This window comes from Streptomyces sp. NPDC006487 (assembly GCF_042870555.1).
In the GTDB taxonomy this organism is placed as follows: Bacteria; Actinomycetota; Actinomycetes; order Streptomycetales; family Streptomycetaceae; genus Streptomyces.
The window spans coordinates 467,280-489,439 of the sequence record NZ_JBIAHN010000002.1; the positions used below are offsets into that span (position 1 = coordinate 467,280).

The window sequence follows — 22,160 nt, forward strand, 5'->3', positions numbered from 1 at the left end:
AGGAACGGACTGGAAGAGCCTTGGAGGGGGCGCAGGGGCGAGGCGGGGGCGGGGCCCGGGTGCCGGGAGGGCTTCGGGCCCCGCGCGGCGCCTACTGCGCGAGGTTGAGCCCTCGGCCCTTGATGGCCGCCTCGGCGGCGGCCTGTCCGGCCGCGAGTCCGTCGGTCAGGGTGCCCTTGAGCGCGGCGTCCTGGATGGCGGTGTTGGTGGCCGTCTGCACCGGGCCCCAGACCCAGCCCGGGACGATGGTGTCGACCTGCGCGCCGGCGATCTCGTAGACCTTGTCGCCGCCGAAGAAGCCCTTGTCGTCGAAGGCCGCGGCGGCGATCGGACGCAGTTCGGGGCTGGCGGGCAGGCTGCTGCTCGGCGCCTTCAGGCTGCTGAGGCGGGCCTTGACGCCTTCGGGGCTGGTGGCCGCCCAGGCGGCGAACTCGGCCGCTTCCTTGACGTGCTTGCTGCCCTTGGTGACGGCGTAGCTGGTGCCGCCGAACATGCCGGTGGCCGGGGTGCCCCAGTGCGGGAGCGGGGCGACGCCCCACTTGCCCGAGTCCTTGGCCAGGGCCGTCATCGTGCCGCCCGCGCTCCACGAGGCGCCGATGAAGCTGGCCATGACTCCGTCGGCCTTGGCCTTCGCGAACTCCGGGCCGTTGATCTTCAGGTTCATCACCAGGTCGTCCTTGACCAGGCCCTGCCAGTACGAGGCCACCTTCTGCGAGGAGGCGTCGTTGATGTCGACCTTCCAGCCGTCACCCTCGGTGCCGTACCACTTGGCACCGGCCTGCCAGGAGAGCGCCGCCAGCAGCGGGGCGTCGTCGTTGCCCCAGCCGCCTATGCGCACGTTCTTGTCGGCGGCCTTGATCTTCTCGGCGGCCGTCTTGTACTCGTCCCAGGTCTTGGGGACCTCGACGCCGGCGTTCTTGAAGAGGTCCTTGCGGTAGTAGAGGAGGTTGGGCGTGGCGTCGTACGGCACGGCCCAGGTCTTGCCGCCGAGGGTCACCCGGTCCTGGACGCCCTGGGGGAACTTCGCCTTCACGGTGGGGCCGGCCGGGCCGCTGATGTCAGCCAGGTATCCCTGGCTGACGAACTCCGGCAGGGTCGGGTACTCGATGCCCGCGACGTCGGGAGCGTTCCCGGCCTTGATCGCGTTGCTGATCTTGGCGTACCCGTCCGGTCCGCCGGTGATGGCCGAGTAGGTGACCTTGATGTTCGGGTGGGACGCGTTGAAGGCGTCCACCACCTGCTGGGCACCGCCGGTCCATCCCCAATAGGTCAGGTTGACCGGCTCTTTGGGAGCGTCGGCCTTCGGCGCGGCGCCCCCCTCGCTCCCACCGCAGGCGGTGGCGAAGAAGGCCAGCGAGAGCGTGGCGAGGGCGGCGCGGGAGGTACGGGAAGTGAGCTTCACTGCTCTGCTCCTCAGATGCGAGCCGTCGATGCGGCGAGGTGATGCACATCATTCGGCCAGAGGAGAAGGGAGTCAATAGAAAAGGAAAGTTTGAGAAAGAAAAGCCAAGTACCTGTCAGGCCTCGCTGGAGGCACGCACCCGCAACTCGGGGAGGATGGCGATCCGCCGCCTGGGCCGGCCCGGCTCGCGCAGCCGCCGTACGAGCAACTCCACGCCCGTGACCCCGACTTCGTGCTTCGAGGGAGCCACCGCGCTCAGCGGCAGGTCCGCCAGGGAGGCCACTTCGTCGTCGTACGAGACCAGCGCGACATCGCCCGGCACCACCAGCGAGGCACCGCGCAGCCGCTGCATCAGCACCATGGCCTCATGGTCGGGATGGACCAGGGCGGCGTCGACCCGGCCTTCCCGCACGGCTTCCACGAAGGCGGCCAGCACCTCTTCGTAGGCGGCGTCACCCGCCCCGAGCTGCGCGAGGTCGAGGAAGAGCGCGTGCTCGGCGACCTCGGGGCCGGCCTCTTCCATCGCCGCGTAGTAGCCCTTCTTGATCCAGGGTGCGGTGGGGGTCCCGCCGCGCATCACCAGGGCGATCCTGCGGCGTCCCGTGTCCAGGAGGTGGCCCACCGCCAGCCTTGCTCCGTATCCGTGGTCCGTGCCGACGTGCTCGGCGGCGGAGGCCTGCTGTTCGGGGCGGCGCTCGATGAGCACGACGGGCACGCCGAGCTCCTCGTACCACTGACCGCCCGGCTTCCCGTCGTCGGCGGAGGGCGCGATCAGCAGCCCGTCGACGCCGTCCGCGACCATCCGCGCGGCCTGCGTCTTCTCCGTGTCCACGTCGTACGTGGACACGGCGAGGGTCAGCCGTACCCCGAGGGCGTCCGCCGCCTCCCTGGCCCCCTTGATCACCTCGGGGTAGTAGTAGGCGGACGACGGCACGATCAGCCCGAGGACCAGCGGCCGCTTGGAACCGGGGCCCCCGCCGGGTCCGGCGGCGACCGCTCCGCCGGGAGCGGCCGGGGCCGCGCCGGCCGCCGCCGGGGCGGCGGTCACTGGCGCGGTCTCCGCCCAGTCCTCAGGCAGCATCGCGCCGCCGTGCACCCGGGCCAGCAGGCCGCGTTCGGCGAGGACTTCGACGTCCTTGCGGACCGTCACCACGGACACGCCGAGCTCCGCCGCGAAGTCCGTGACACGCATGGATCCCGCTTCGCGGACCCGGCGCAGGATCGCCTGCTGTCGTTCCTCTGCGTGCACGGTGGAGCTCCCCTCGACTGCGTCCCTGGCCGAGGTCAGCGTAGCGCGCGAAAGCCGAAACTTCCGTTTTCTTTCGAACGAAAGCTTTGCATGGGGAACGTGGCTGAAAGCTACTCCGCGTCGGCGCCGCCGCAGTCGGGGTGACCCCAGCGCGAACCGAGCTTGCTGATCTTCTCCCCCGCCGCGTACTGCTTCCCGCAGGGGCAGGTGCCGGGGAACTTGGCCTTGATGGTCACCCCGGCCCGGCCGGAGGTCCTGCTCTTGGCGGCCGTCGCGCTCTTGGCCGACGCGGCTCCGGCCGGACGGCGGGCGGAGGTGCTGCGGGCCGGGGTGCTGCGGGCCGGCGCCGGGACGGGCAGGGAGTCGTGGCCGAGCGCGGTGCCGGCCGGCTCCTGGCTGACGGCCGCGTCGCTGGCCGCCTGGTCGGCGATCGCGTTCAGGTGGTCGCCGTCCTCGCGGTGCGCGGGGACGTAGCGGAACTCCACGTCCCGGTCGGTCAGCAGGGCGTCGATGCTCTCGACGAGCTCGCGGTTGGCCACCGGCTTGCCCGCGGCCGTCTTCCAGCCGTTGCGCTTCCAGGCGGGGAGCCACTGGGTCACGGCCTTCATGGCGTACTGGGAGTCCATCCGCACCTGCACGGCCGTACCGGGGGCCACGGCCTCCAGCAGCCGCTGCAGAGCGGTGAGTTCACCTACGTTGTTGGTGGCCCGGCCGAGCGGCCCGGCCTCCCAGCGTTCGGGGTGCCCGTGGGCGTCGGCGATGACCCAGGCCCATGCGGCCGGCCCGGGATTTCCCTTGGCCGCCCCGTCGCAGGCGGCGATGATGCGATCAGACATCCCCCGATCATGCCTCACCCCGACCGCTGCCCTTGCCCGCGGCTGTGCCCGCGGCCGTCGACCCGGCCGTGCCCGCTGCCGTCCCCGCCGCCGTGGACCCGGCCGTGCCCGGCTCCGGCGACGACTCCGCCGGCGCCCCCGGCCGCTCCTCCGTGTACGGCCGCGGCAGGAGCCGGTCCAGGAAGGGCGGCAGCCACCAGTTGGCCCGGCCCATCAGGAACATCGCCGCCGGGACCAGCACCAGCCGCACCACCGTCGCGTCCAGGACCACGCTCACCGCCAGGCCCACCGCGAGCATCTTGACCACGACGGTGGGCGAGGCCGCGAAGGACAGGAAGACGGCGGTCATGATGAGCGCCGCACTGGAGATGACCCGCCCCGTGGCCGCCAGGCCCGTGCCGACGGCGAGGGTGTTGTCGCCGGTGCGGTGCCAGGAGCCGGCGATGGCGGAGAGCAGGAAGATCTCGTAGTCCATCGACAGGCCGAAGACGATCGCGAACATCATCATCGGTACGAACGACTCGATGGGAACGGGCTCCGACACCCCGATCAGCCTGCTCCCCCAGCCCCACTGGAACACCGCGACGAGGACCCCGTAGGACGCGGCGGTGGTGAACAGGTTCAGCGCGACCGCCTTGAGCGGGACCACCACACTGCGGAACACGAAGGTCAGCAGCACGAGCGCGGCGGCGAGCACGATGGCGATGATGAGCGGCAGCCGGTCCTTGACGGTGTCGCGGAAGTCCAGCTGGCCGGCGGTGGAGCCGGTGAGGTAACCCTCGGCGCCGGTGCCGTTCAGCGCGTCGGGCAGGGTCGCGGTGGTCAGTGTCGTGAACAGGCCGCCCGTGCCGGCGCTCTGCGGTCCGGTGGCCGGAGTGACGGTGGAGACGAGCAGGCGGCCGTCGGGGCTCGGCGCGAGCGGGGTGAACCCGGCCGTCCCGGCGGTGTCCCGCAGCGCCGCGGTGAGTTCGGCGCCGATCCGGTCGGCCGGGACGGTGGCTTCATGGAGGTCGACCACCAGGACGAAGGGGCCGTTGGCCCCGGGGCCGAAGCCGGGTCCCTCGCCCTCGGAGATCCAGTCGTAGGCCGTGCGCGTGGTGCTGCCCGCCCGGTCGGCACCGTCGTCGACGTGGCCGAGGCGCAGCGAGAACAGGGGCACGGCGCACAGCGCGAGCAGCAGGGTGCCCGCCGTCAGGAACTTCCACGGATGCCGTGCGACCAGGGCGGCGTAGCGGTGCCAGCCGTCGTGGTCACCGGAGGTCTCGGCGACCGGTCGGCGCAGCGCGAACCGGTCGATCCGGCGCCCCACCAGGCCCAGGGCAGCCGGCACGAGGGTCAGGGCGGCCGCCCCGGTGACGACCACGACGATGGTGGCGGCCAGCCCCATGCGGCCGATGAAGGTCAGCCCGCAGGTGTAGAGGCTCAGCATGGCCACCGCGACGGTGACGGCGGCCACGACGACCGCGCGCCCGCTGGTCGCGGCGGTACGGCCGGCCGCGTCGACCGGGTCGTGCCCGTCGAGGAGGTCTTGGCGGAAGCGGGTGGTGAGGAAGAGCGCGTAGTCGATGCCCACGCCGAGGCCGATCATGGTGGCCAGGGTGGGGGCGGCGGTCGCGAAGCCGACGACGCCCGCGACGATGCCGACGACACCGAGGCCCACACCGACGCTGACCACCGCGGTGAGCAGGGGCAGCAGGGCGGCGGCGACGCTGCCGAAGGCGAGCAGGAGGATCAGCAGGGCCACGAGGACGCCCGCCGCCTCGCGGGCCCTGTCGTCGGCCGGCGGCCGGACGACCTGGTTCAGATCCCCGCCGTACGCGACCTCCACGCCCGAGGCGCGGGCCGCGGCGGTGGCCGTGTCGAGCGTGCTGGTGTACCCGTGCCCGAGGGTTTTGACCTGCCGGTCGAAGGACACCGTGGTGTAGGCGGTACGGCCGTCCGCGCTGGTCACGACCGGGGAGGCGGCGGTGACGTGGGGCATCCGCGCGAGGCGGGCCGCGCTCTCGTCGAGGGCCTGGCGGTGTCCGGCCAGGGAGCCGGAGTCCACGTGGAAGACCACACGTCCGTTGGGGTCCCCGATCCCGGGGGCGGACGCGGCCAGCAGATCGGCGCCGGTACGGGACTGCGTACTGGGGAGGGTGATCTGGTCGCTGTAGACCGGGGCGGCGAGCCGGCTGCCGAACATCGCACCGGCCAGCAGCAGGAGCCAGGCCGCGATCACCCAGACGGGGTGACGGGCGCAGAAGCCGCCGAGGCGGCCGAGGCGGCTCGTTCGGCCGAGGGGGGAATGCACGACGCCTCCAGGAAGTGTCAGGGCTGACACGAAGCACCCTGGCAGAAAATGTCAGGGCTGACAATTGTCATTCATGACAATTGACAGGGGTGACGGCATTGCTAGGCTTCGACGGTGAACCACGATCCAGCCGCACCCTCCTCGGCCTCCACGTCCACGCCCGAATCCGCATCCGAGTCGGAGCCGGCGTCGGGGTCGGCGAAGGCCGCGGCTGCGGCCGCGGAACCGGATGTGGAGTCCGGCCTGCGCGAGCGGAAGAAGGAGCGGACCCGCAAGCTGCTGCGCGAGGGCGCCGCCGCCCTGTTCGCCGAGCACGGCTTCGCGGGCACCACGGTCGCGGACATCGCCGCCTGCGCGAACGTCTCCGAGCGGACCTTCTTCCGCTATTTCGACAGCAAGGAAGCGCTGCTCCTGCCCGACAGCGTCGACCTGTTCGCGTACGTCGAGGCCGAACTGGCCCGGCGCCCGCCGCAAGAGGAACCGCTCGACGCGGTCTGCAACGCGCTGATCTCCGCGGTCGCCCCGTTCGCGGCGTCCAGCCTCACCGCACTGACCCACTCGGTGGCGATCGCGGGCGACGAGCGCGTGGTGGCCGCCCAACTCGTCCAGCTCTTCGCCGAATTCGAGAACCGGCTCACGCTCATCGTGCTGGACCGGCTCCCCGCCGACACCCCCGAGGCCGACCTGCGTGCCGGGGTGATCGCGGGCGCCGCCCTGTCCGCCGTCCGGGCCGTCCTGCGCACCCAGCGCCGGCGCCGCGCGAACGGCACCTTCACCGACACCCCGCCCTCCGTCCTCCTGCTGGAGGCCTTCGGAATGCTGAAGCAGATCGGATCCGCCGCACCATGAAGCTCCGCCGCACCCCCGCCCTCATCGCCGCCGGGACGGTCATCACACTGGTCGGCGTCTTCGTAGCCGACGTCGCCGTCGAACACTCCGCCCAGGACCGCATCGCGCGTGCGGCGGGCTGCCGCCTCCAGGCCCGCGGGCCCGTCACCGCGGAACTCTCCGGCGCCTTCGCCGGACTCCGCGCGCTGACCGGCCAGGTGGGTTCCGTACACCTGGCGGCCGAGGGCGTACGCCGCGCCGACACCGACATGGACATCAAGGCCGACCTGTACGACGTCACGCGTGACGGCGGCATCAGCGGCGGGCGGGCAACGGCCACCATCCCCTACGAGGCCCTGCAGAAGCGCCTGGCCGACTCGGAGGAAGCCGCCGCGGGCGCCGAGGGCCTGACGGTCGGCGGCGACGCGAAGGGGCTCACCCTCACCGGAACCGTGGGCACCCTCGGCCTCCCCGTCACCGTGCACGCGACCACCAGCACCACGGCGGCCGGCCTCACGATCACCCCGACGACGGTCACCGTGCTGGGCCGCGAACTGCCGATAGCCACCGTCAGCGGACTGCCGGGCGCCGCCGGCCTGGCCGAGCGGCTCGCACCCCGGACCGTGGAGGTCGGCGACCTGCCCGAAGGCGTCAGCCTCACCGGAGCCCGGACCACCGGCGCGGGCCTCAGCCTGGACGCCTCCCTCGCGAAGTCCGCCGCATCGGACACCGACGGGAAGGACTGCGAGGCGGCATAGCCACCTTCACCCCCCTCACCATTTCCGGTTCGCAAACGCTCGACAACCCCCCGAATCCCCCACCCCTAAGGTCTAGACTGCACCAGAATTGACTTTACGGATTCTTTAACTTTACTCTCCGGCCATGCGCAAATCATCAGCCACCACCTGCTCCGCCCTCGCCTTGGCCGCCTTGGCGCTGACCACCGCCGGCTGCGGGACGGTCGACGAGGCCGTCGACAAGGCCGTGAACGAGACCTACGAGGTCACCTACGAGGTCACGGGCAAGACGGTCGACTCGATCTCCTTCCACGACGGAGGGGGCACGGCCACCGCGCCGAACCTCGCGACCGCCGAGCAGCCGGGCGCCACGTGGACGAAGACGGTCACCCTGCGCGGGATCATGCCCGCGGCCGTCGCCCCCAGCTCGGCCGACAACACCGCCGACCTCACCTGCAAGGTCATCCACAAGGGCAAGGTCATCAAGGAGGCCAGGGGCGAAGCGGCCACGGCCGGCGGCTGCGTCGCGGAGTCTCCGGTCACCGTCCCGTAGGCGGTCCGGCCGGCCGACCCGGCAGCCCGTACCGCAACGGGCTTGACCTCAAGCGCGCTTGAGGTGTGACCGTGATCCTCATGACCACACCCTTCCCGTCCCGCGCGGCGGACATCGAAGCGATCGGCCGGCTCGTCGCCACCGTCGAGCACTCTCAGCGGACCAAGGACCCCGAGGAGTTCCTCGGTCTCTTCCACCCGGACGCGATCTGGACGACGGCCCACGGCAAGGTCCTCGTCGGCCTCGACGCGATCTCGGAGTTCACCCGCAAGGTCCTGCCCGCGGCGAACTGGGACGGCCAGGTCACCTACGAGGTGGTCCACGTGCTCTTCATCCGCCCCGACGTGGCGGCCGTCAAGGTCCGCCAGCGCTACCTGTCGCCGGGCGAGGAGAGCGAGGGCGCTCCGCTGTACGTGATCGCGAAGCAGCCCGACGGCCGCTGGCTGCTGACCGCCTGCCAGAACACGGGGGTCGTCGTGGACGGGCCGTAAGCCGACGGGCCCTGAGTGGACGGACACCGAGTCGACGGGCACCGAGCGGACGGGCCCAAATCGTCTCGCGCACGGCATCCGCGTACGGAGAGGATGGCTCGACCAGTCCGCCGTCCGAAGGACCCCCGATGAGCAGCCCGCCCTACGCCCGATCCGCCTGCGCCTCCCTGGACGGGCTGGTGATGGGCGACGCCTTCGGCGACAGCTGGTTCACCCTCTCCGGCGAGAACGTCGAGGAGCAGTGGGCGGCGCGCCGGCTCAGGCCCACTCCGTGGCGGTGGACGGACGACTCCGCCATGGCGTTCGTGCTCTTCGCCCACCTGGCGGCCCGCGGAGAGGTCGTGCCGGGCGTTCTGGCGCGGGAGTTCGCCGCCGAGTACGCGCGGGACCCGGGGCGCAAGTACGGAGCGTCCATGCACGAGGTGCTGGGGCGGATCGGCGCGGGCGAGCAGTGGCGGGCCGTCACCACCGAGCAGTTCGGCGGGCAGGGTTCCTACGGCAACGGCGCCGCGATGCGGGTCGCGCCGCTCGGCGCCTGGTTCCGGGACGCCCCGAAGGAGGCCGCCGCGCAGGCCCGGCTGTCCGCGCAGGCCACGCACGCCCACCCGGAGGCTGCCGCGGGCGCCGTCGCCGTGGCGGTGGCCACCGCGCTGGCGGCAGCGGGCGCGGGCCGGGACGCCCCGCTCCGCGCCGAGTTCCTGGAGGAGGTCGCCGGGTACGTCCCGGGGAGCGATGTCGGGTCCGGACTCCGCGTGGCCGCGAGCCTCCCCGCGGATACGCCGGTGCGCCGTGCCGCGTCCGTACTGGGCTCGGGGTGGCGGATCTCGGCGCCGGACACCGTGCCGTTCGCCCTATGGGCAGCCGCGGGGCATCCGGACGACCTGCCAGAAGCCTTGTGGCAGACCGTCGGCGGCTGGGGCGACCGCGACACCACGTGCGCGATCGCGGGCGGGGTGGTCGCGGCCCGCACGGGCACCGGCGCCGTTCCCGCCGACTGGCTCGCGGCCCGCGAGGCCATTGCGGTGTGGAGCGGGTGGACGCCCGAGCCGACGGCTCCGCAGACCCTGCCCCGGCAGATCATGTGACTACTAGGCTGCGGCGATGGCGCACAGTCTGGATCACACGCCCTGTTTCCTGTTCTTCGTCGTCGAGGTACCGCTGTCGGCCGCGGTGCACCGATGCCGTGATCGCACGTAGCGCACGTATCTCGCGTATCGCGGACGTATCGAAAATCGCATACGCCGTCGCAACCGCCCACCGACTCCCCTGGGAACATGAACCACAACGCATCCCCGTCGCCACCGCCCCACCGCACCCGCAGGCTCCTACTCCTCGGCGTGGCGGCCCTCGGCGTGGCGGGCGTCATGTACCTCGTGCGGGGACCGCTCCTGATGTCCGCTCCGCGGTGCATGGCCGGGCGGTGGCACGGGTGCTTCGACACCTTCAACGGCGTGGTGCTCATGACCTTCGTCGCCGTGCCGCCGGCCCTGCTACTGGTGTGGGCCCTGGCCCGCCGTCGGCGCGCCGCCGGCGCCGCATCGGCGTGGCGGATCTCGCTGGCCGAGGTCGGCATGGTGCTCGGGACGCTGCCGTTCGTGTGGATGACCATGATGCCGGGGTCCGGAGCGGGGATCGTCCCCGGCCGGTTCAGCCTCGTACCCCTGCGGGACCTGGTCACGATGGGGCCGCTCGGGATCGGCGGCAACCTGCTGGTCTTCGCCTCGCTGGGGTTCTTCGCCCCGATGCGGTGGGCGGCGCTGGCCTCCGCACCCCGGATCCTGGCACTCGGGGCCGGCTGCTCGGTCCTGGTCGAAACCGCGCAGTACGTCCTGCGGCTGGACCGGGTCTCCTCCGTGGACGACGTCCTGGTCAACGCCGCGGGCGCCGCCCTGGCCGGGCTGGCCTCGCGCCGCTGGTGGCGCACCGCAACGCCGACGCCGTCGGACCGGCCCCGGCCCGTCCTGACGCCGGCGGGCTGACGCGCGTACCCGATGCCCACCGCGCATACGACGACGATATGTCCTGGTGTCTAGGCTTCGGACATGCGCGTACTGATCGTCGAGGACGAGCCCTACCTGGCCGAGGCCGTCCGTGACGGTCTGCGGCTGGAGGCGATCGCCGCCGACATCGCCGGTGACGGCGACTCCGCCCTGGAACTGCTCGCCGTCAACTCCTACGACCTCGCGATCCTCGACCGCGACATCCCCGGCCCTTCCGGCGACGAGGTCGCCCGCCGCATCGTCGCCTCCGGCAGCGGCATCCCGATCCTCATGCTCACCGCGGCCGACCGGATCGACGACAAGGCTTCCGGGTTCGGACTCGGCGCCGACGACTACCTCACCAAACCGTTCGAGATGCGCGAGCTCGTCCTGCGGCTGCGCGCGCTCGACCGCAGGCGCGCGCACGCCCGGCCCCCGGTCCGCGAGATCGCGGGCCTGCGGCTCGACCCCTTCCGCCGGGAGGTCTTCCGCGACGGCCGCTACATCGCACTCACCCGCAAGCAGTTCGCGGTGCTGGACGTCCTCGTCGCCGCCGAGGGCGGCGTCGTCAGCGCCGAGGAGCTGCTGGAACGGGCCTGGGACGAGAACGCGGACCCCCTCACCAACGCCGTGCGCATCACGGTCTCCGCCCTGCGCAAACGGCTCGGCGAACCCTGGATCATCGCCACGGTGCCCGGCGTCGGCTACCGCATCGGCACCCAGCCGGAGACCGTGCGCGAGGGAGCGGACCGTGGATAGGGCGCCCGGGTTGAGCGTTCGCTCCAAACTCACCCTCAGCTACGCCGGATTCCTCATGGTCGCCGGCGTCCTGCTGCTCGCGGCGGTGTGGCTGTTCCTGCTGCGGTACGTCCCCGATCGGGCACTCATCGTCTCCGCGGACGCGCCCGCCCACGGCGTCTTCCCCATCCGGTCCAACCTCCTGCGCGTGTTCGCTCCGAGGGCGGCCGCGGTACTGGTGTTCCTGCTGGTGCTCGGCCTCGTGGGAGGGTGGATCCTCGCCGGCCGGATGCTCGCACCGCTCACCCGGATCACGGACGCGGCGCGGACGGCCGGGAACCGGTCACTGTCCCACCGGATCCACATGCAGGGCCGCCAGGACGAATTCCGTGAACTCTCCGACGCGTTCGACTCGATGCTCGAGCAGCTGGAGTCGCACGTGGCCGAGCAGCAGAGGTTCGCCGCGAACGCCTCCCACGAGTTGCGCACCCCCCTGGCCATCTCGCGGGCGCTCCTCGACGTCGCCCGCAAGGACCCGACGCGGGGCCGCGACGAGCTCGTCGAACGCCTGCACGCCGTCAATGCGCGGGCGATCGACCTCACCGAGGCCCTCCTGCTGCTCAGCCACGGCGACCGCGCGGACTTCACGCGTGAGAGCGTCGACCTCTCGCTCCTCGCCGAGGAGGCCGCCGAAACCCTGCTTCCCCTCGCCGAGCAGCGCCGGATCACCCTCGACGTCACCGGTGGACCGGCCCGGGCCGACGGTTCCGCGGAGCTCCTGCTGCGGATGGTGACGAACCTCGTCCAGAACGCCCTCGTCCACAACCTACCCACCGGCGGGACCGTGACGGTCCACACCGAGGAGCACGACGGCACGAGCGTGCTGCAGGTCGAGAACACGGGCCCCCCGCTCCCGCCGGAGCTGGTCCCGACGCTCATCGAACCCTTCCGGCGCGGGGCGGACCGCGTACGCACCGACGAGCACGCCGGTGTCGGTCTCGGCCTGGCGATCGTGCACAGCATCGTCCGCGCCCACGCCGGGACCCTCGACCTCGTCCCCCGCCCCGTCGGCGGTCTCCTCGTGACGGTCCGGCTCCCCGGCACGCGGTAGGCAACGCCCGTACGGGCTAGCCGAGGCGAAGGAGTTTCGCACCGAAGGACGGTTCGGACAGATCCGTCCCGAGCGCCACGGGGACCGTCGGGGCGCCCGGCCCGCTGCCGATGGTCAGGACCCCGATCTCGGTGCCGGACGGCGCCTCCGCCGGAAGCCCCTTCTCCCCGACGGCCAGACCCAGTTCGAGCCGCTGGCCCGGCACGGCGACGACGGCCGCGTCCCGTGCGGCCACCACCGGGGTCCGGGTCCCGAGCCCGTCGTCGACGTAGCCGACGACCTGGCCCTTCTTGACCGCGCCGGCCGAGATCATGGCCTCGCGGACGGCTTCGATGACCTTCTTGCTGTTCTTCTTGACCAGTTTCAGGCTGTTGGCGCCGTCGGGGTCGGCGCCGGTGACGTGCTGGTCAAGCATCGTGCCGAGGATCAGCGGAGTCTTGTCGCCCACCGTCTTGTACGCCGCCCACATCAGTGCGCCACCGGCCGCCGAACTGGAGCCGGTCTTGATGCCCTTGATGCTGAGTCCGGCGATGAGCAGGTCGTCGTTGTTGTTGATGAGCTTCTCCTGCAGCCCCGGGACGTCGGCGTTGGGGAGTTGGACGATCGCCCGGAACGCGTCGAACTTCATGACCTCCTCCGCCAGTTTCAGCTGATCGGCGGCGGTGCTCACGGTCTTGGCGTCGAGCCCGCTCGGGTCGGTGTAGGTGGTGGAGGTCATGCCGAGCGCCTTGGCCTCGGCGTTCATCTTCTCCGTGAAAGCGGCCTCGGAATCGCTTCGGGTGTCCCAGCGGGCCAGCAGGCGCGCGATGTTGTTGCCAGAGGGGATCATCAGCATCTTCAGCATGTTCTGCTGGGAGAAGCGGGTGCCGGCCGTCAGACCCGTGACGCGCGATTCGCTCGCGAAGGTGCCGTCCGCGACGGCCTTGGCGTCGACCTCGATCTGCGGGCCGTCCTCGCCCTTCTTCAGCGGGTGGTTCTTGAGGATCACGTAGGCCGTCATGACCTTGGCGACGCTGGCCGTCGGCACGGGCTTCTGCTCCCCGAAGGTGCCGACGTCGCCCGCGCCACCGATCCGTACGGCGGCCTGGCCCTTCTCCGGCCAGGGCACGTCGAACCGCCCGTCGAGGGTGACGGAGGACGCGGCGCCCGCACTGGTGAGCACGGCGTCGGGCAGCGGCCGCAGGGCCTGTACGACGGCCAGTACGGCGACCAGCAGGAGGAGCGGCGGCACCCAGATCCGGACCCGCCGGGCCACGGTGCGCCCGGGGGTCGCGGGCGGCGGCGGGGTGTTGGTGAGCTGGGCGAGCAGATCGAGCGCGGGCAACGGCTGCTCGGTGGTCCCCTCGGGGGTGGGGGCGGCCCCCGGAGCGGTGGCCACCGTCCCCGGAGCCGTCGCGGTTGCCGGAGCGGGAGCAACTCCCGGAGCCTGGGCGGACGCAGGTCCCGGAGTCTGGACGGTTCCCTGAACCGGGGCAGGCTCCGCAGCCGGCACGGTTCCCGAAGCCGGGACATGCGCGGCCGGGGCCTGCGCCGCCGGGGCGGGTCGCACGGGTACCGGCGCGGACCCTCGCGCCGCCGCGGATGCCCATGCGGGCACTGCCCGCGTGGGGGCCCCGTCCAGCGGTTTGAGCGCGATGAACTTGCTCGTCTTCTCGGAGTCCGACTCAGGGGTGGTGCCAGTGCCGGTGCCCGTGCCGACTGCCGTCACCGTGCCCGGCTCCGGGTCGGCACCCGAACCCGACTCGGTGTCCGGCCGCGGCGGCGGGCCAGGGGTGGGCGGGACCCGGGAGGCCCCCTCGGGGACGGCTCGCGGATCCGATCCGGACCGGCGCCGCGGCCACGACACGGGCCCCGAGGCGGGCAGACCCGTGGACTCGGACGCACTCCGAGGATCGGCCCCGGTCGAATGCGCGGGCATGACCTTGGCCCCGGGCACCGAATCGGGAGCGGACGCAGCCCCGGACTCGACACCCGGCGCCGGCTCGGAAACGGACGCCGAAGCCGACGCGGTCTCAGGAACTTCCCCCGACACGGACTCGTGCGCGGGCAAGGCCCTCCCCGCAGGCCCGGACTCTGACCCGGGTGTGGACGCGGTGCCGGGCTCCTGGGCGGACGCAGCCTCAGCCTCCCCGCCGGCCGCGGGCACGGAAGCGGACGACGCCATGGGCACGGCCTTGGCCGGCGAATCGGCCTCGGATCCGGACGCAGCCCCGGATCCGGCCCCAGCCCCGGCAGCGGGCTCGGCCTCGGGCGCGGGCTCCGACGCGAGCACGGCCTCCACACGGGTCCGGGACGCAGGCTCGGCCTCGGCGTCGGCCTCGGCAGCAGGCATGGCTCCGGCTCCGGCTCCGGCTCCGGCTCCGGCTCCGGCTCCGGCTCCGGCTCCGGCTCCGGCTCCGGCTCCGGCTCCGGCTCCGGCTTCGGCTTCGGCTTCGGCTTCGGCAGCAGGCTCGACCACCGACTCCGGCACGGCCGCAGAATCGGGCTCCGGCACAAGCGCGGGCGCCGCGTCGGACCCGGACGTGGGGACGGGTGCGACCGCGGGCCGCGGCCCGGGCCCGGGCTCTGCCTCCGCAGCAGTCGCAGGTGCGGCACCGGCCGCAGCCACCGGCTCGCGAACCGCCCTCGGAGCGGGCACGGTGCACGGATCCTGACCCGGCCGGGGTGCGGGCGCGGGCCGTTGGGCGGGGGGCGGTGTCTGCGCGTCGCGCGCCCCGGGCGTCCTCGCCGGGTGCTCGTCCTTCGTCGCGTCGGGCGTTTCGCCCTCCACCGGTACCGCCGTCATGCCGTACACCGCCTTGTCGTGCCGTTCTGGATCAGCAGCCAGTCTCCGTGCCTCATATGCGCAGGTGATGCGCGCTGGATGACCAGTTGGTCACAATCCGTCCGGCCGGGCCGGGGCCGGATCCGTCGTCGAACGATCATCAAACGATCACGCCCCCATCATGAGCGCCCCGAAGAATCGCCCTCTCCCCCACGCACGGCACCGCACCACCAGGAACCGGACACCGCTCATGAGCTCCAGTACCCCTGATCCCACGGCTCCGTCGAGGCGACGGCTGCTCGCCGGCGGCGGCGCGCTGTTCCTCACCACGACCGCCGGCTCTCTGGCGGTCGCCGGGTCCGGCGGCTCCGGACCCGGCGACGACGACCGCGGCCGGGACGGAGGAGCCGCAACGCCCGAGGCCTCGCCCACCGCCTCCGCCGCATCCGGATGGATGCCCGGGGCGGCGAGGATCCCCCTGGAGCGCAACTTCGTCGCCGGCGACCGCGACGCGCAGCGCGGGCTCGTGCTCCATGTCCAGGAGGGCGAGGGCTCCTTGTACGAGCGGTTCAACACCCCCGGGATCAAGACCTCCTCGCACTTCTGGGTCTCCCGGGACGGGGAGACCGAGCAGTACGTGTCCGTCCTGGACCGGGCCTGGGCACAGGTGGAGGGCAACGCCTCGTGGGCCTCGGTCGAGACCTCCGGTTTCGCGACCCGGTCGCTCACGGAGGCTCAGGTCGACGCCGTCGCCCGCATCTACTCCTGGGGCGCCGGCTCGCACGGCTGGCCGCCGGCCGTCAGCGAGCACCCGGACCAGCCGGGTCTGGGCGTGCACGCCATGGGCGGCGCCGCGTGGGGCGGGCACGCGTGCCCCGGCCCCCTCCGGTCCGGCCAGCGCGGCGAGATCATCCGCCGGGTGCGCGAGCGACTGCCCCGCGGAGAGTGAGCCGGTCGGAAGGTCCGCGAGGGGCATCGCGTTCCACTGACAGGTGGTGTCAGTGGAACGGCTCTAGGGTCCGGGCCATGAACGCCATCGTCGAACTCCGGCAGTACACCCTCCACCCGGGCGCCCGGGACACTCTGGTCGACCTCTTCGAGCGGGAATTCGTCGCTGGGCAGGAGGCGGCCGGCATCACCGTGGGCGGCCGGTTCCGGGACCTCGACGACCCGGACCGCTTCGTCTGGCTACGCAGCTTCCCGGACATGGCGGCGCGGGCGCGGGCGCTGCGGGCCTTCTACGGCGGCCCCGTCTGGCCGGCCCATCGCGAGCGGGCCAACGCCACCATGATCGACTCGGACGACGTGCTCCTGCTGCGCGGACCGGGCTTCGCCGCCCCGGCCACCACGGGACCCGTCGTCGCGACCCTCTGCCATCCCCTGGACCTCACGGTCTTCGCCGACCACTTCGAGGAGCACCTGCGCCCCGCCCTGACGGCCGCCGGAACGCCCGCGCAGGCGGTACACCTCACCGAGCACGCGGAGAACACCTTCCCCGCACTGCCGGTCCGGACCGGTGAGAACGTCCTGCTCTGGTTCACGGCGGGGCGGGCACCGCGCCTGCCGGACCTCTCGCTCCAGCTGAAGTCGGCTCCGCGGCAGCTCCGGCTGGAGCCCGTCCGGGGGCTGCGACCGTAGGGGAGCAAGATCCGGAAGAGGCAGCCTAGGGTGGGACCATGAGCACGGCAGACGACGACCGCATCGCCCTCGACCTCCTCGACGCCCACCTGGAAGACCTGTGGCGGGCGGCCCGTGAACTCCAGTACGGGAACCGGTCGGTCGTTCCGGAGGCGCCGCGCGAGCTGGGCGCGGCCGCCGCGGACGGTGTGGCCACGGCGCTCCTGCGGTGGGGGTGCGCAGAGCTCGCCGGCCTCCCGCGCTCACCGGCCGACGTGTTCGCACGCAGCGTCGGCGGCACCCTCGTGGAGCTGCGGCGGCGCCGCAGCCCCTGGAACGCGGCGGCCCTGCGCCTGCTGGAGGACCCGTACGTCTTCCTCGCCACCGGCCCGCGCCGGCACGGGGACTGGGCCGAGGACGTGCTCGCCCTGATGCACCGTGAGGTCCCGGACCCGCGCGGCTGGCTGCGGATCGACGGCGACCGCACCAACGACGCCCGCGTCGCCGTGCCGGCGTACCCCTTCGCGCCGCCGCCCGCCGCCGGGTTCCGCGACCGCCTGCACGAGCTGGAGCCGGCGGGGGCCGTCACCGCGCTCGCCGTCATGGCGGAGGAGTGGGGCCACGGGCTGCCCGTCCGCCACCGGCCTGATCTCGACGCCCTGCTGGCCGACGCGCGGTTCCTGCTGGACCGCTACGGCCCGGACGCGCAGTTCTGGACGAATGCCCGGGACGCGGCCTCGGATCCCGCCCGGGACTTCGTCCGGGCCGGCCTCGACGGGACGGAGGTCCACGGGTTCCTCACGGGCGAGTACATCAAGGGCCTCGACCTGTTCGACGAACTGGGCCTCATCGCCGTGTCCGACGACGAGGTCGGGGTCTTCTGGTCCATCGGCGCGTCCTGACACCGGCTCCCCGGCACACGGACCCGTCCGGCGCCCTCGAGCAGTGGCCCGTGCCCCGGACCTGTCACCGCATCAGGCCTGCGGGTGCAGGGCCAGCAGGGCCGAGCGGTGGGAGACCCATCCCAGGAGGCGCAGCCTTTCCTCGTCGAGGACCGGGAGTCCGTCGCCCCCGCTCGCGGCGAGGAGCGGCAGTGCTTCCTGCAGGGACTGACCTGCGAGCAGGACCGGCGGGTGGTCCCGTAGCACTTCGACGGGCGTGCCCTCGGAGAGTCCTCCGTGCAGGGCCCGGGAGAGGGCGGGCGCGCCGACCGAGCCCGCGTAGTGGCCGTGCCGGTCGACGAGCGGGAGGCGGTCGGCGCCCGCCTCGATCATCGCCGTGATCGCCTCGCGCAGGCCGGTGCCGGGCGCGAGTGCGGGAGGCGGTGGTCCCATGGCGGTCCGGACCTCGATCGCGGCCGGGCCGGTCAGGTCCAGGTCGACTCCGCGCCGCCGGAGTTTGGCCGTGTAGACGGTGTCCCGGCTGAGCGCGTGGCTGACCCCGGTGGCGACGGCGACGGCGACCATCAGCGGCAGGATGATCCCGTACTCGCCGGTCAGTTCGTAGATGATGACGACGGCGGTGATCGGTGCGCGGGCCGAACCGGCGAAGACCGCGCCCATCCCGATGACGGCGTAGGTCGTGGCCGAGCCGGTCACTCCGGGGGCGAGGTGGTCCATCGACTGTCCGAAGGCGCTGCCGAGCATGGCACCGACGAAGAGGCCGGGGGCGAAGACGCCTCCCGAGCCGCCGATCCCGATGGTGACGCTGCACGCGACGATCTTCCCGACGAGCAGGACGAGCAGGAATCCGATCGCGTACCCGCCCACCGCGGCCTTGCCGAGGACCGGGTAGCCGACCCCGTACATCTCCGGCAGTGCCAGCAGGATCGCGCCCAGCACGATGCCGCCGGCTGCCGGGCGGAGCCATTCCGGGCCGTGCCAGACGGAGTCGCAGAGGTCCTCCACCCCGTACAGCACCTTGGTGAAGAGCACCCCGACGACCCCGGCCAGCGCACCGAGCAGTACGTACAGGGCGTACGCGGCCAGATGGCCGGCGTTCACCGGTGCCAGATCGAGAAACCTTTCGTCGCCGAGGACTTCGCGGCCGATCACGCTGGCGGTGACCGCGGAGACCGCCACCAGGCCGAAGGCGCGGGCCGTGAAATCGCGCAGGATCAGCTCCATCGCGAAGAAGACGCCGGCCAGCGGTGCGTTGAAGGTGGCGGCGATGCCGCCGGCCGCGCCGCAGGCGACCAGCAGCCGCATCCGGTCCTCGGACACGCGCAGGAGGGCTCCGGCGGTGGACCCGAGGGCGGCCCCGATCTGCACGATGGGCCCTTCGCGGCCCACGGAACCGCCGCCGCCGATGCACAGCGCGGAGGCCAGGGACTTCACCACCGCGACCCGGGACGGGATCCGGCCACCCTCGCGGGCGACCGCGTACATCACCTCGGGGACTCCGTGGCCGCGCGCCTCCTTGGCGTAGCGGTAGACGAGCGGTCCGTAGAGCGCGCCCGCGACCACGGGGGCGAGCAGCACGAAGTACGGTCCGAGCCAGGGCACGTACGGGTTGTCGGCGTGGCCGGCCGAGGAATAGTCGTCGTGGCCGGACAGCGCCCGGGTGAAGATCTCGATCAGCCAGCGGAAGCCCACCGCGCCGAGTCCCGACCCGGCGCCCACGAGGAGCGCGGGCAGCAGCATCGCGGCCTGGGTGCGGTGGAGCGCGTCCCGTGCCCCGTCCGCCGAGAACGGACCCATCTGCACTCCTCAGGAACCGATCCACCACCGATCGCGCGCCCCGGCCCCTGACCACGATCCCCCGGACCCCCATCCAACGGGCCGCCTCCCGCCGCGGCCCGGAGGCGGGCCGGAGGTACACCCGCCCGGCGTAGAGCCGGTGGTGGGTCCGTTCACGGTTCGCCGCCGGACCGGCGCGCGGCTGTCCGGGGCGGTGTGCCGCCTGGCCGAAGGCCGACCCCCGCCCGTGCCCGGTCCCGTACAGTCCGTGCTGCCTCCGCCCCGGCGCGGGCGGAGCACCGGCGCACCGCAGCCGGCGACCGGACGAACAGGGGAGCACCGATGGCCATCGAAGCCGGTCCCGCGGGCCACCGCCCCAGTCCCCCGGTCCCCGAGCTGGACCCCTCCGTCGTGGCGCGCTGGAGCGCGGGGGGAGGCCAGCTCGTCGAGCTGCTGGCCGAGGTGTGCGGACGGCTCGGCGGGGTCGGCGCGTTCCGGCTGGGCGAAGGCCCCGGCAGCGGGCCGGGCAGCGGGTCGACGGGCCGGCCGACCGTGCTGGTCACCGATCCGGGGGCGATCCAGCACGTGCTGGCCCTGCATCCGCAGCGCTACGTCAAACGCTCGCACCGCGCCCGGCTGCTGGTCGGTGAGGGCGTGCTCTCCGCCACCGGCGAGGCGTGGAAGCGGCAACGGCGGCTCCTGCAGTCCCAGTTCACGGGGACCGGGATGCGCCGCTACGAGCAGCGTATCGCCGAGGCCGCGCGGATCACGGCCGGGCGCTGGTCCGCGTACGCCCGTACCGGAGAGGTCTTCGACGTCGGGGAGGAGATGCGGCGCTTCGCCCTCGACACCATCTGGCGGTCCCTGACCGGCCACCCGCTGGACGTGGACACCGAGCGCGAACTGGGCTCCGTCGCGGCCGTGGTGGCGGCGCTGCCGACGCTGCCCGCCGATTCCGCCGACGCCGGGGAGGCGGTCGCCGGCGATCTGGCCAGGATCGACGCGGTGGCCCACCACGCCATCGCCGCCGCCCGCGGGGGCTCCGCGGGTCCCGACGGGCCGGGGCTGCTCCACATGCTGGTGGAGGCGTCCGCGGAGCGGCCCGAGTACACCGACCGGCTGATCCGCGACGAGCTGGTCACGCTGCTGGTCGCCGGGCACGAGACCACGGCCACCACGCTGACCTGGCTGTACCTGCTCCTCGACCGCCGTCCCGAGGCCCGCGAGCGGGCCCTCTCCGCGGGCGGCGAGGGCTCCGCGGAGCGCCGGGAGGCGATCCAGGCCCTGGTCAGCGAGACGCTGCGGCTGTACCCGTCGGCCTGGATCCTGCCCCGGCACGCCGTCGAGGACGACGTCCTGGCGGGCTACGCCGTCGAGGCGGGCACCGACGTGATCGTCTGCCCGTACCTGGCGCACCGCGACCCGGCGCTGTGGCCCGATCCCGGGCGCTTCGACCCGCTGCGCTTCACCGCACCGGGCGGCCGGCCGGCCGTCCCGGGCGGGTACGTGCCCTTCGGCATCGGTCCCCGCGCCTGCCTCGGGCTGCAGTTCGCGCTGCGCGAGTCGACGGTGCTGCTGGAACACCTGCTGCCGGCGCACGTGCCGGTCTTCGGGTCCGTCCCGGACAAGGCGGCCTACGGCATCACCGTGCGTCCGGACGGCCCGACGCCGGCCACGCTCGCGGCCCGCGCGGCCCGCGCGGCCCGCGGGCGGTGAGGGAACGCGCACCCGGGCCGCCCGGGCCTCGAGCCCCGCGGGCGGGACGACACAGCGGGCCGGCCGGGACGCCCGCGACGACCGGCACGAACCACCGGATCCCGTAGGCTCTGCGGATGGCAAAGTACTTCGACGTACACCCCGAAAACCCCCAGCCCCGCGCCATCAGCAGCATCGCCGACGGCATCCGCGCCGGAGGGCTCGTCGCCTATCCGACGGACTCCTGCTACGCGCTGGGCGCCCAGCTGGGCAACCGTGACGGTGTGGACCGGATCCGGTCCATCCGGCAGCTCGACGACCGCCACCACTTCACTCTGGTGTGCGAGAACTTCGCGCAGCTCGGCCAGTTCGTCATCATCGACAACGACGTCTTCCGCGCGATCAAGGCCTCCACCCCCGGCAGCTACACCTTCATCCTCCCGGCCACGAAGGAGGTGCCGCGCCAGCTCCAGCACCCGAAGAAGAAGACGGTGGGCGTGCGCATCCCCGACCACGTCGTGGTGCAGGCACTGCTGGCCGAGCTCGGCGAGCCGCTGCTGTCGAGCACCCTGCTCCTGCCCGACGAGGCGGAGCCGATGACGCAGGGCTGGGAGATCAAGGACCGGCTCGACCACGTCCTGGACATGGTGGTCGACTCGGGCGACTGCGGGACGCTGCCGACGACGGTCATCGACTTCTCCAGCGGCGAGGCCGAGATCGTCCGGCGCGGCGCCGGGGACACCGCCCGCTTCGAGTAACGGCGGCCGGGCGGCGAGGCGGGGCGGGGCGGGCTCACCCGCCGGCGAGGCAGGGCGTGACCACCCGCACGCCCGCCGCCCGCCGGGCCTGCGGCGGGCGGCCCGACGGTACGGCCGCCTGGCGTACGGCGTGTCAGGCGGGCCGGTACAGGACGGGCTTGAGGCCGTAGTCGAGCTCGGAGCCGTCCACGAGGAGTGCTTCCACCGTTCGGGTGCGGGGATCGATGTCGGCCACCATCCCGTCACCCGAGTAGCGGGGGTAGCCGGAGGCGCCGTTCTGGCCGGTCGGTGCGACGACGGCCGAGCGGACGGCGTCGTCGGGCGACCCCTCCACCACGTGCTCGGGCACCAGCAGGATCTCGAAGGTCTGCGGTTCGGTACTCATGCCCCGACGCTAACCGGATCCCGCGCATCATGCCGTCCGGCACGAC

Annotated in this window: 20 protein-coding genes; 13 read left to right on the top strand and 7 right to left on the bottom strand. The window is 73.0% G+C overall.

Annotated features, from left to right (window positions below):
- Positions 1 to 91: 91 nt before the first annotated feature.
- The 4 genes from ACFYM0_RS04875 to ACFYM0_RS04890 all read right to left on the bottom strand — a co-directional run bounded on the left by ACFYM0_RS04875 (position 92) and on the right by ACFYM0_RS04890 (position 5,780).
- Positions 92 to 1,402: an ABC transporter substrate-binding protein gene (locus ACFYM0_RS04875; RefSeq protein WP_388496539.1), complete on the bottom strand. Its 1,311-nt coding sequence runs from the start codon at positions 1,400 to 1,402 to the stop codon at positions 92 to 94.
- A 115-nt stretch (positions 1,403 to 1,517) separates the two neighbouring features.
- Entirely contained in the window at positions 1,518 to 2,651 is a 1,134-nt protein-coding gene (locus ACFYM0_RS04880; RefSeq protein WP_388496542.1) for a substrate-binding domain-containing protein, read from the bottom strand.
- A 110-nt stretch (positions 2,652 to 2,761) separates the two neighbouring features.
- Positions 2,762 to 3,487 (bottom strand): ribonuclease H, encoded by a 726-nt coding sequence (locus tag ACFYM0_RS04885; RefSeq protein WP_388496545.1) that lies wholly within the window; start codon positions 3,485 to 3,487, stop codon positions 2,762 to 2,764.
- A 7-nt stretch (positions 3,488 to 3,494) separates the two neighbouring features.
- Positions 3,495 to 5,780 (bottom strand): MMPL family transporter, encoded by a 2,286-nt coding sequence (locus ACFYM0_RS04890; protein WP_388496548.1) that lies wholly within the window; start codon positions 5,778 to 5,780, stop codon positions 3,495 to 3,497.
- 114 nt (positions 5,781 to 5,894) lie between these two features.
- On the opposite strand from ACFYM0_RS04890, the gene ACFYM0_RS04895 reads away from it, so the two are divergent.
- From ACFYM0_RS04895 to ACFYM0_RS04930, 8 genes are all read left to right on the top strand, one after another.
- Complete coding sequence (locus ACFYM0_RS04895; RefSeq protein WP_388496549.1) at positions 5,895 to 6,629, top strand: TetR/AcrR family transcriptional regulator; 735 nt, start codon at positions 5,895 to 5,897, stop codon at positions 6,627 to 6,629.
- Positions 6,626 to 7,366, top strand: coding sequence for an LmeA family phospholipid-binding protein (locus ACFYM0_RS04900; RefSeq protein WP_388496551.1), 741 nt, complete (start codon positions 6,626 to 6,628; stop codon positions 7,364 to 7,366). The genes ACFYM0_RS04895 and ACFYM0_RS04900 overlap by 4 nt, the downstream gene beginning before the upstream one ends.
- A gap of 124 nt (positions 7,367 to 7,490) precedes the next feature.
- Positions 7,491 to 7,898, top strand: a complete 408-nt coding sequence (locus tag ACFYM0_RS04905; protein ID WP_388496554.1) for an MmpS family transport accessory protein — start codon at positions 7,491 to 7,493, stop codon at positions 7,896 to 7,898.
- Positions 7,899 to 7,978: 80 nt separating this feature from the next.
- The gene (locus ACFYM0_RS04910; protein ID WP_388496556.1) at positions 7,979 to 8,389 is read left to right on the top strand and encodes an SgcJ/EcaC family oxidoreductase; all 411 of its coding nucleotides are present in this window, start codon (positions 7,979 to 7,981) and stop codon (positions 8,387 to 8,389) included.
- A gap of 128 nt (positions 8,390 to 8,517) precedes the next feature.
- Complete coding sequence (locus tag ACFYM0_RS04915) at positions 8,518 to 9,474, top strand: ADP-ribosylglycohydrolase family protein (RefSeq protein WP_388496557.1); 957 nt, start codon at positions 8,518 to 8,520, stop codon at positions 9,472 to 9,474.
- A gap of 189 nt (positions 9,475 to 9,663) precedes the next feature.
- The gene (locus ACFYM0_RS04920) at positions 9,664 to 10,368 is read left to right on the top strand and encodes a VanZ family protein (RefSeq protein WP_388496559.1); all 705 of its coding nucleotides are present in this window, start codon (positions 9,664 to 9,666) and stop codon (positions 10,366 to 10,368) included.
- Positions 10,369 to 10,431: 63 nt separating this feature from the next.
- The gene (locus ACFYM0_RS04925; RefSeq protein ID WP_388496562.1) at positions 10,432 to 11,127 is read left to right on the top strand and encodes a response regulator transcription factor; all 696 of its coding nucleotides are present in this window, start codon (positions 10,432 to 10,434) and stop codon (positions 11,125 to 11,127) included.
- Positions 11,120 to 12,217: a sensor histidine kinase gene (locus ACFYM0_RS04930; RefSeq protein ID WP_388496563.1), complete on the top strand. Its 1,098-nt coding sequence runs from the start codon at positions 11,120 to 11,122 to the stop codon at positions 12,215 to 12,217. Before ACFYM0_RS04925 ends, ACFYM0_RS04930 begins: the two co-directional genes overlap by 8 nt.
- A gap of 16 nt (positions 12,218 to 12,233) precedes the next feature.
- Here ACFYM0_RS04930 and ACFYM0_RS04935 read toward each other — a convergent pair whose 3' ends face one another.
- The gene (locus ACFYM0_RS04935) at positions 12,234 to 13,595 is read right to left on the bottom strand and encodes a D-alanyl-D-alanine carboxypeptidase family protein (protein ID WP_388496566.1); all 1,362 of its coding nucleotides are present in this window, start codon (positions 13,593 to 13,595) and stop codon (positions 12,234 to 12,236) included.
- Between the two features lie 1,636 nt (positions 13,596 to 15,231).
- Between ACFYM0_RS04935 and ACFYM0_RS04940 the strand changes: the two genes are divergently transcribed.
- The 3 genes from ACFYM0_RS04940 to ACFYM0_RS04950 all read left to right on the top strand — a co-directional run bounded on the left by ACFYM0_RS04940 (position 15,232) and on the right by ACFYM0_RS04950 (position 17,500).
- Positions 15,232 to 15,930, top strand: coding sequence for an N-acetylmuramoyl-L-alanine amidase (locus tag ACFYM0_RS04940; protein ID WP_388496569.1), 699 nt, complete (start codon positions 15,232 to 15,234; stop codon positions 15,928 to 15,930).
- A 77-nt stretch (positions 15,931 to 16,007) separates the two neighbouring features.
- The gene (locus ACFYM0_RS04945) at positions 16,008 to 16,619 is read left to right on the top strand and encodes an NIPSNAP family protein (RefSeq protein WP_388496572.1); all 612 of its coding nucleotides are present in this window, start codon (positions 16,008 to 16,010) and stop codon (positions 16,617 to 16,619) included.
- A gap of 38 nt (positions 16,620 to 16,657) precedes the next feature.
- The gene (locus ACFYM0_RS04950) at positions 16,658 to 17,500 is read left to right on the top strand and encodes a hypothetical protein (protein ID WP_388496575.1); all 843 of its coding nucleotides are present in this window, start codon (positions 16,658 to 16,660) and stop codon (positions 17,498 to 17,500) included.
- A gap of 72 nt (positions 17,501 to 17,572) precedes the next feature.
- Here ACFYM0_RS04950 and ACFYM0_RS04955 read toward each other — a convergent pair whose 3' ends face one another.
- Positions 17,573 to 19,297: a chloride channel protein gene (locus tag ACFYM0_RS04955; protein WP_388496577.1), complete on the bottom strand. Its 1,725-nt coding sequence runs from the start codon at positions 19,295 to 19,297 to the stop codon at positions 17,573 to 17,575.
- A 321-nt stretch (positions 19,298 to 19,618) separates the two neighbouring features.
- Between ACFYM0_RS04955 and ACFYM0_RS04960 the strand changes: the two genes are divergently transcribed.
- Together ACFYM0_RS04960 and ACFYM0_RS04965 are read left to right on the top strand one after the other, a co-directional pair.
- Positions 19,619 to 20,992 (top strand): cytochrome P450, encoded by a 1,374-nt coding sequence (locus ACFYM0_RS04960; RefSeq protein WP_388496578.1) that lies wholly within the window; start codon positions 19,619 to 19,621, stop codon positions 20,990 to 20,992.
- A gap of 116 nt (positions 20,993 to 21,108) precedes the next feature.
- On the top strand, positions 21,109 to 21,729 hold the full coding sequence (locus tag ACFYM0_RS04965; RefSeq protein ID WP_388496580.1) for an L-threonylcarbamoyladenylate synthase: 621 nt from the start codon (positions 21,109 to 21,111) through the stop codon (positions 21,727 to 21,729).
- A gap of 133 nt (positions 21,730 to 21,862) precedes the next feature.
- Here the strand turns inward: ACFYM0_RS04965 and ACFYM0_RS04970 are convergent, their stop codons facing one another.
- On the bottom strand, positions 21,863 to 22,114 hold the full coding sequence (locus ACFYM0_RS04970; protein ID WP_388496582.1) for a hypothetical protein: 252 nt from the start codon (positions 22,112 to 22,114) through the stop codon (positions 21,863 to 21,865).
- Between the last annotated feature and the right edge of the window lie 46 nt (positions 22,115 to 22,160).

Bases quoted from the DNA above. Each gene is read 5' to 3' on its own strand.
- ACFYM0_RS04885 (WP_388496545.1), bottom strand. From the start codon at position 3,487: ATGTCTGATCGCATCATCGCCGCCTGCGACGGGGCGGCCAAGGGAAAT.
- ACFYM0_RS04900 (WP_388496551.1), top strand. From the start codon at position 6,626: ATGAAGCTCCGCCGCACCCCCGCCCTCATCGCCGCCGGGACGGTCATC.
- ACFYM0_RS04905 (WP_388496554.1), top strand. From the start codon at position 7,491: ATGCGCAAATCATCAGCCACCACCTGCTCCGCCCTCGCCTTGGCCGCC.
- ACFYM0_RS04910 (WP_388496556.1), top strand. From the start codon at position 7,979: ATGACCACACCCTTCCCGTCCCGCGCGGCGGACATCGAAGCGATCGGC.
- ACFYM0_RS04915 (WP_388496557.1), top strand. From the start codon at position 8,518: ATGAGCAGCCCGCCCTACGCCCGATCCGCCTGCGCCTCCCTGGACGGG.
- ACFYM0_RS04920 (WP_388496559.1), top strand. From the start codon at position 9,664: ATGAACCACAACGCATCCCCGTCGCCACCGCCCCACCGCACCCGCAGG.
- ACFYM0_RS04925 (WP_388496562.1), top strand. From the start codon at position 10,432: ATGCGCGTACTGATCGTCGAGGACGAGCCCTACCTGGCCGAGGCCGTC.
- ACFYM0_RS04940 (WP_388496569.1), top strand. From the start codon at position 15,232: ATGAGCTCCAGTACCCCTGATCCCACGGCTCCGTCGAGGCGACGGCTG.
- ACFYM0_RS04945 (WP_388496572.1), top strand. From the start codon at position 16,008: ATGAACGCCATCGTCGAACTCCGGCAGTACACCCTCCACCCGGGCGCC.
- ACFYM0_RS04950 (WP_388496575.1), top strand. From the start codon at position 16,658: ATGAGCACGGCAGACGACGACCGCATCGCCCTCGACCTCCTCGACGCC.
- ACFYM0_RS04955 (WP_388496577.1), bottom strand. From the start codon at position 19,297: ATGGGTCCGTTCTCGGCGGACGGGGCACGGGACGCGCTCCACCGCACC.
- ACFYM0_RS04960 (WP_388496578.1), top strand. From the start codon at position 19,619: ATGGCCATCGAAGCCGGTCCCGCGGGCCACCGCCCCAGTCCCCCGGTC.
- ACFYM0_RS04965 (WP_388496580.1), top strand. From the start codon at position 21,109: ATGGCAAAGTACTTCGACGTACACCCCGAAAACCCCCAGCCCCGCGCC.
- ACFYM0_RS04970 (WP_388496582.1), bottom strand. From the start codon at position 22,114: ATGAGTACCGAACCGCAGACCTTCGAGATCCTGCTGGTGCCCGAGCAC.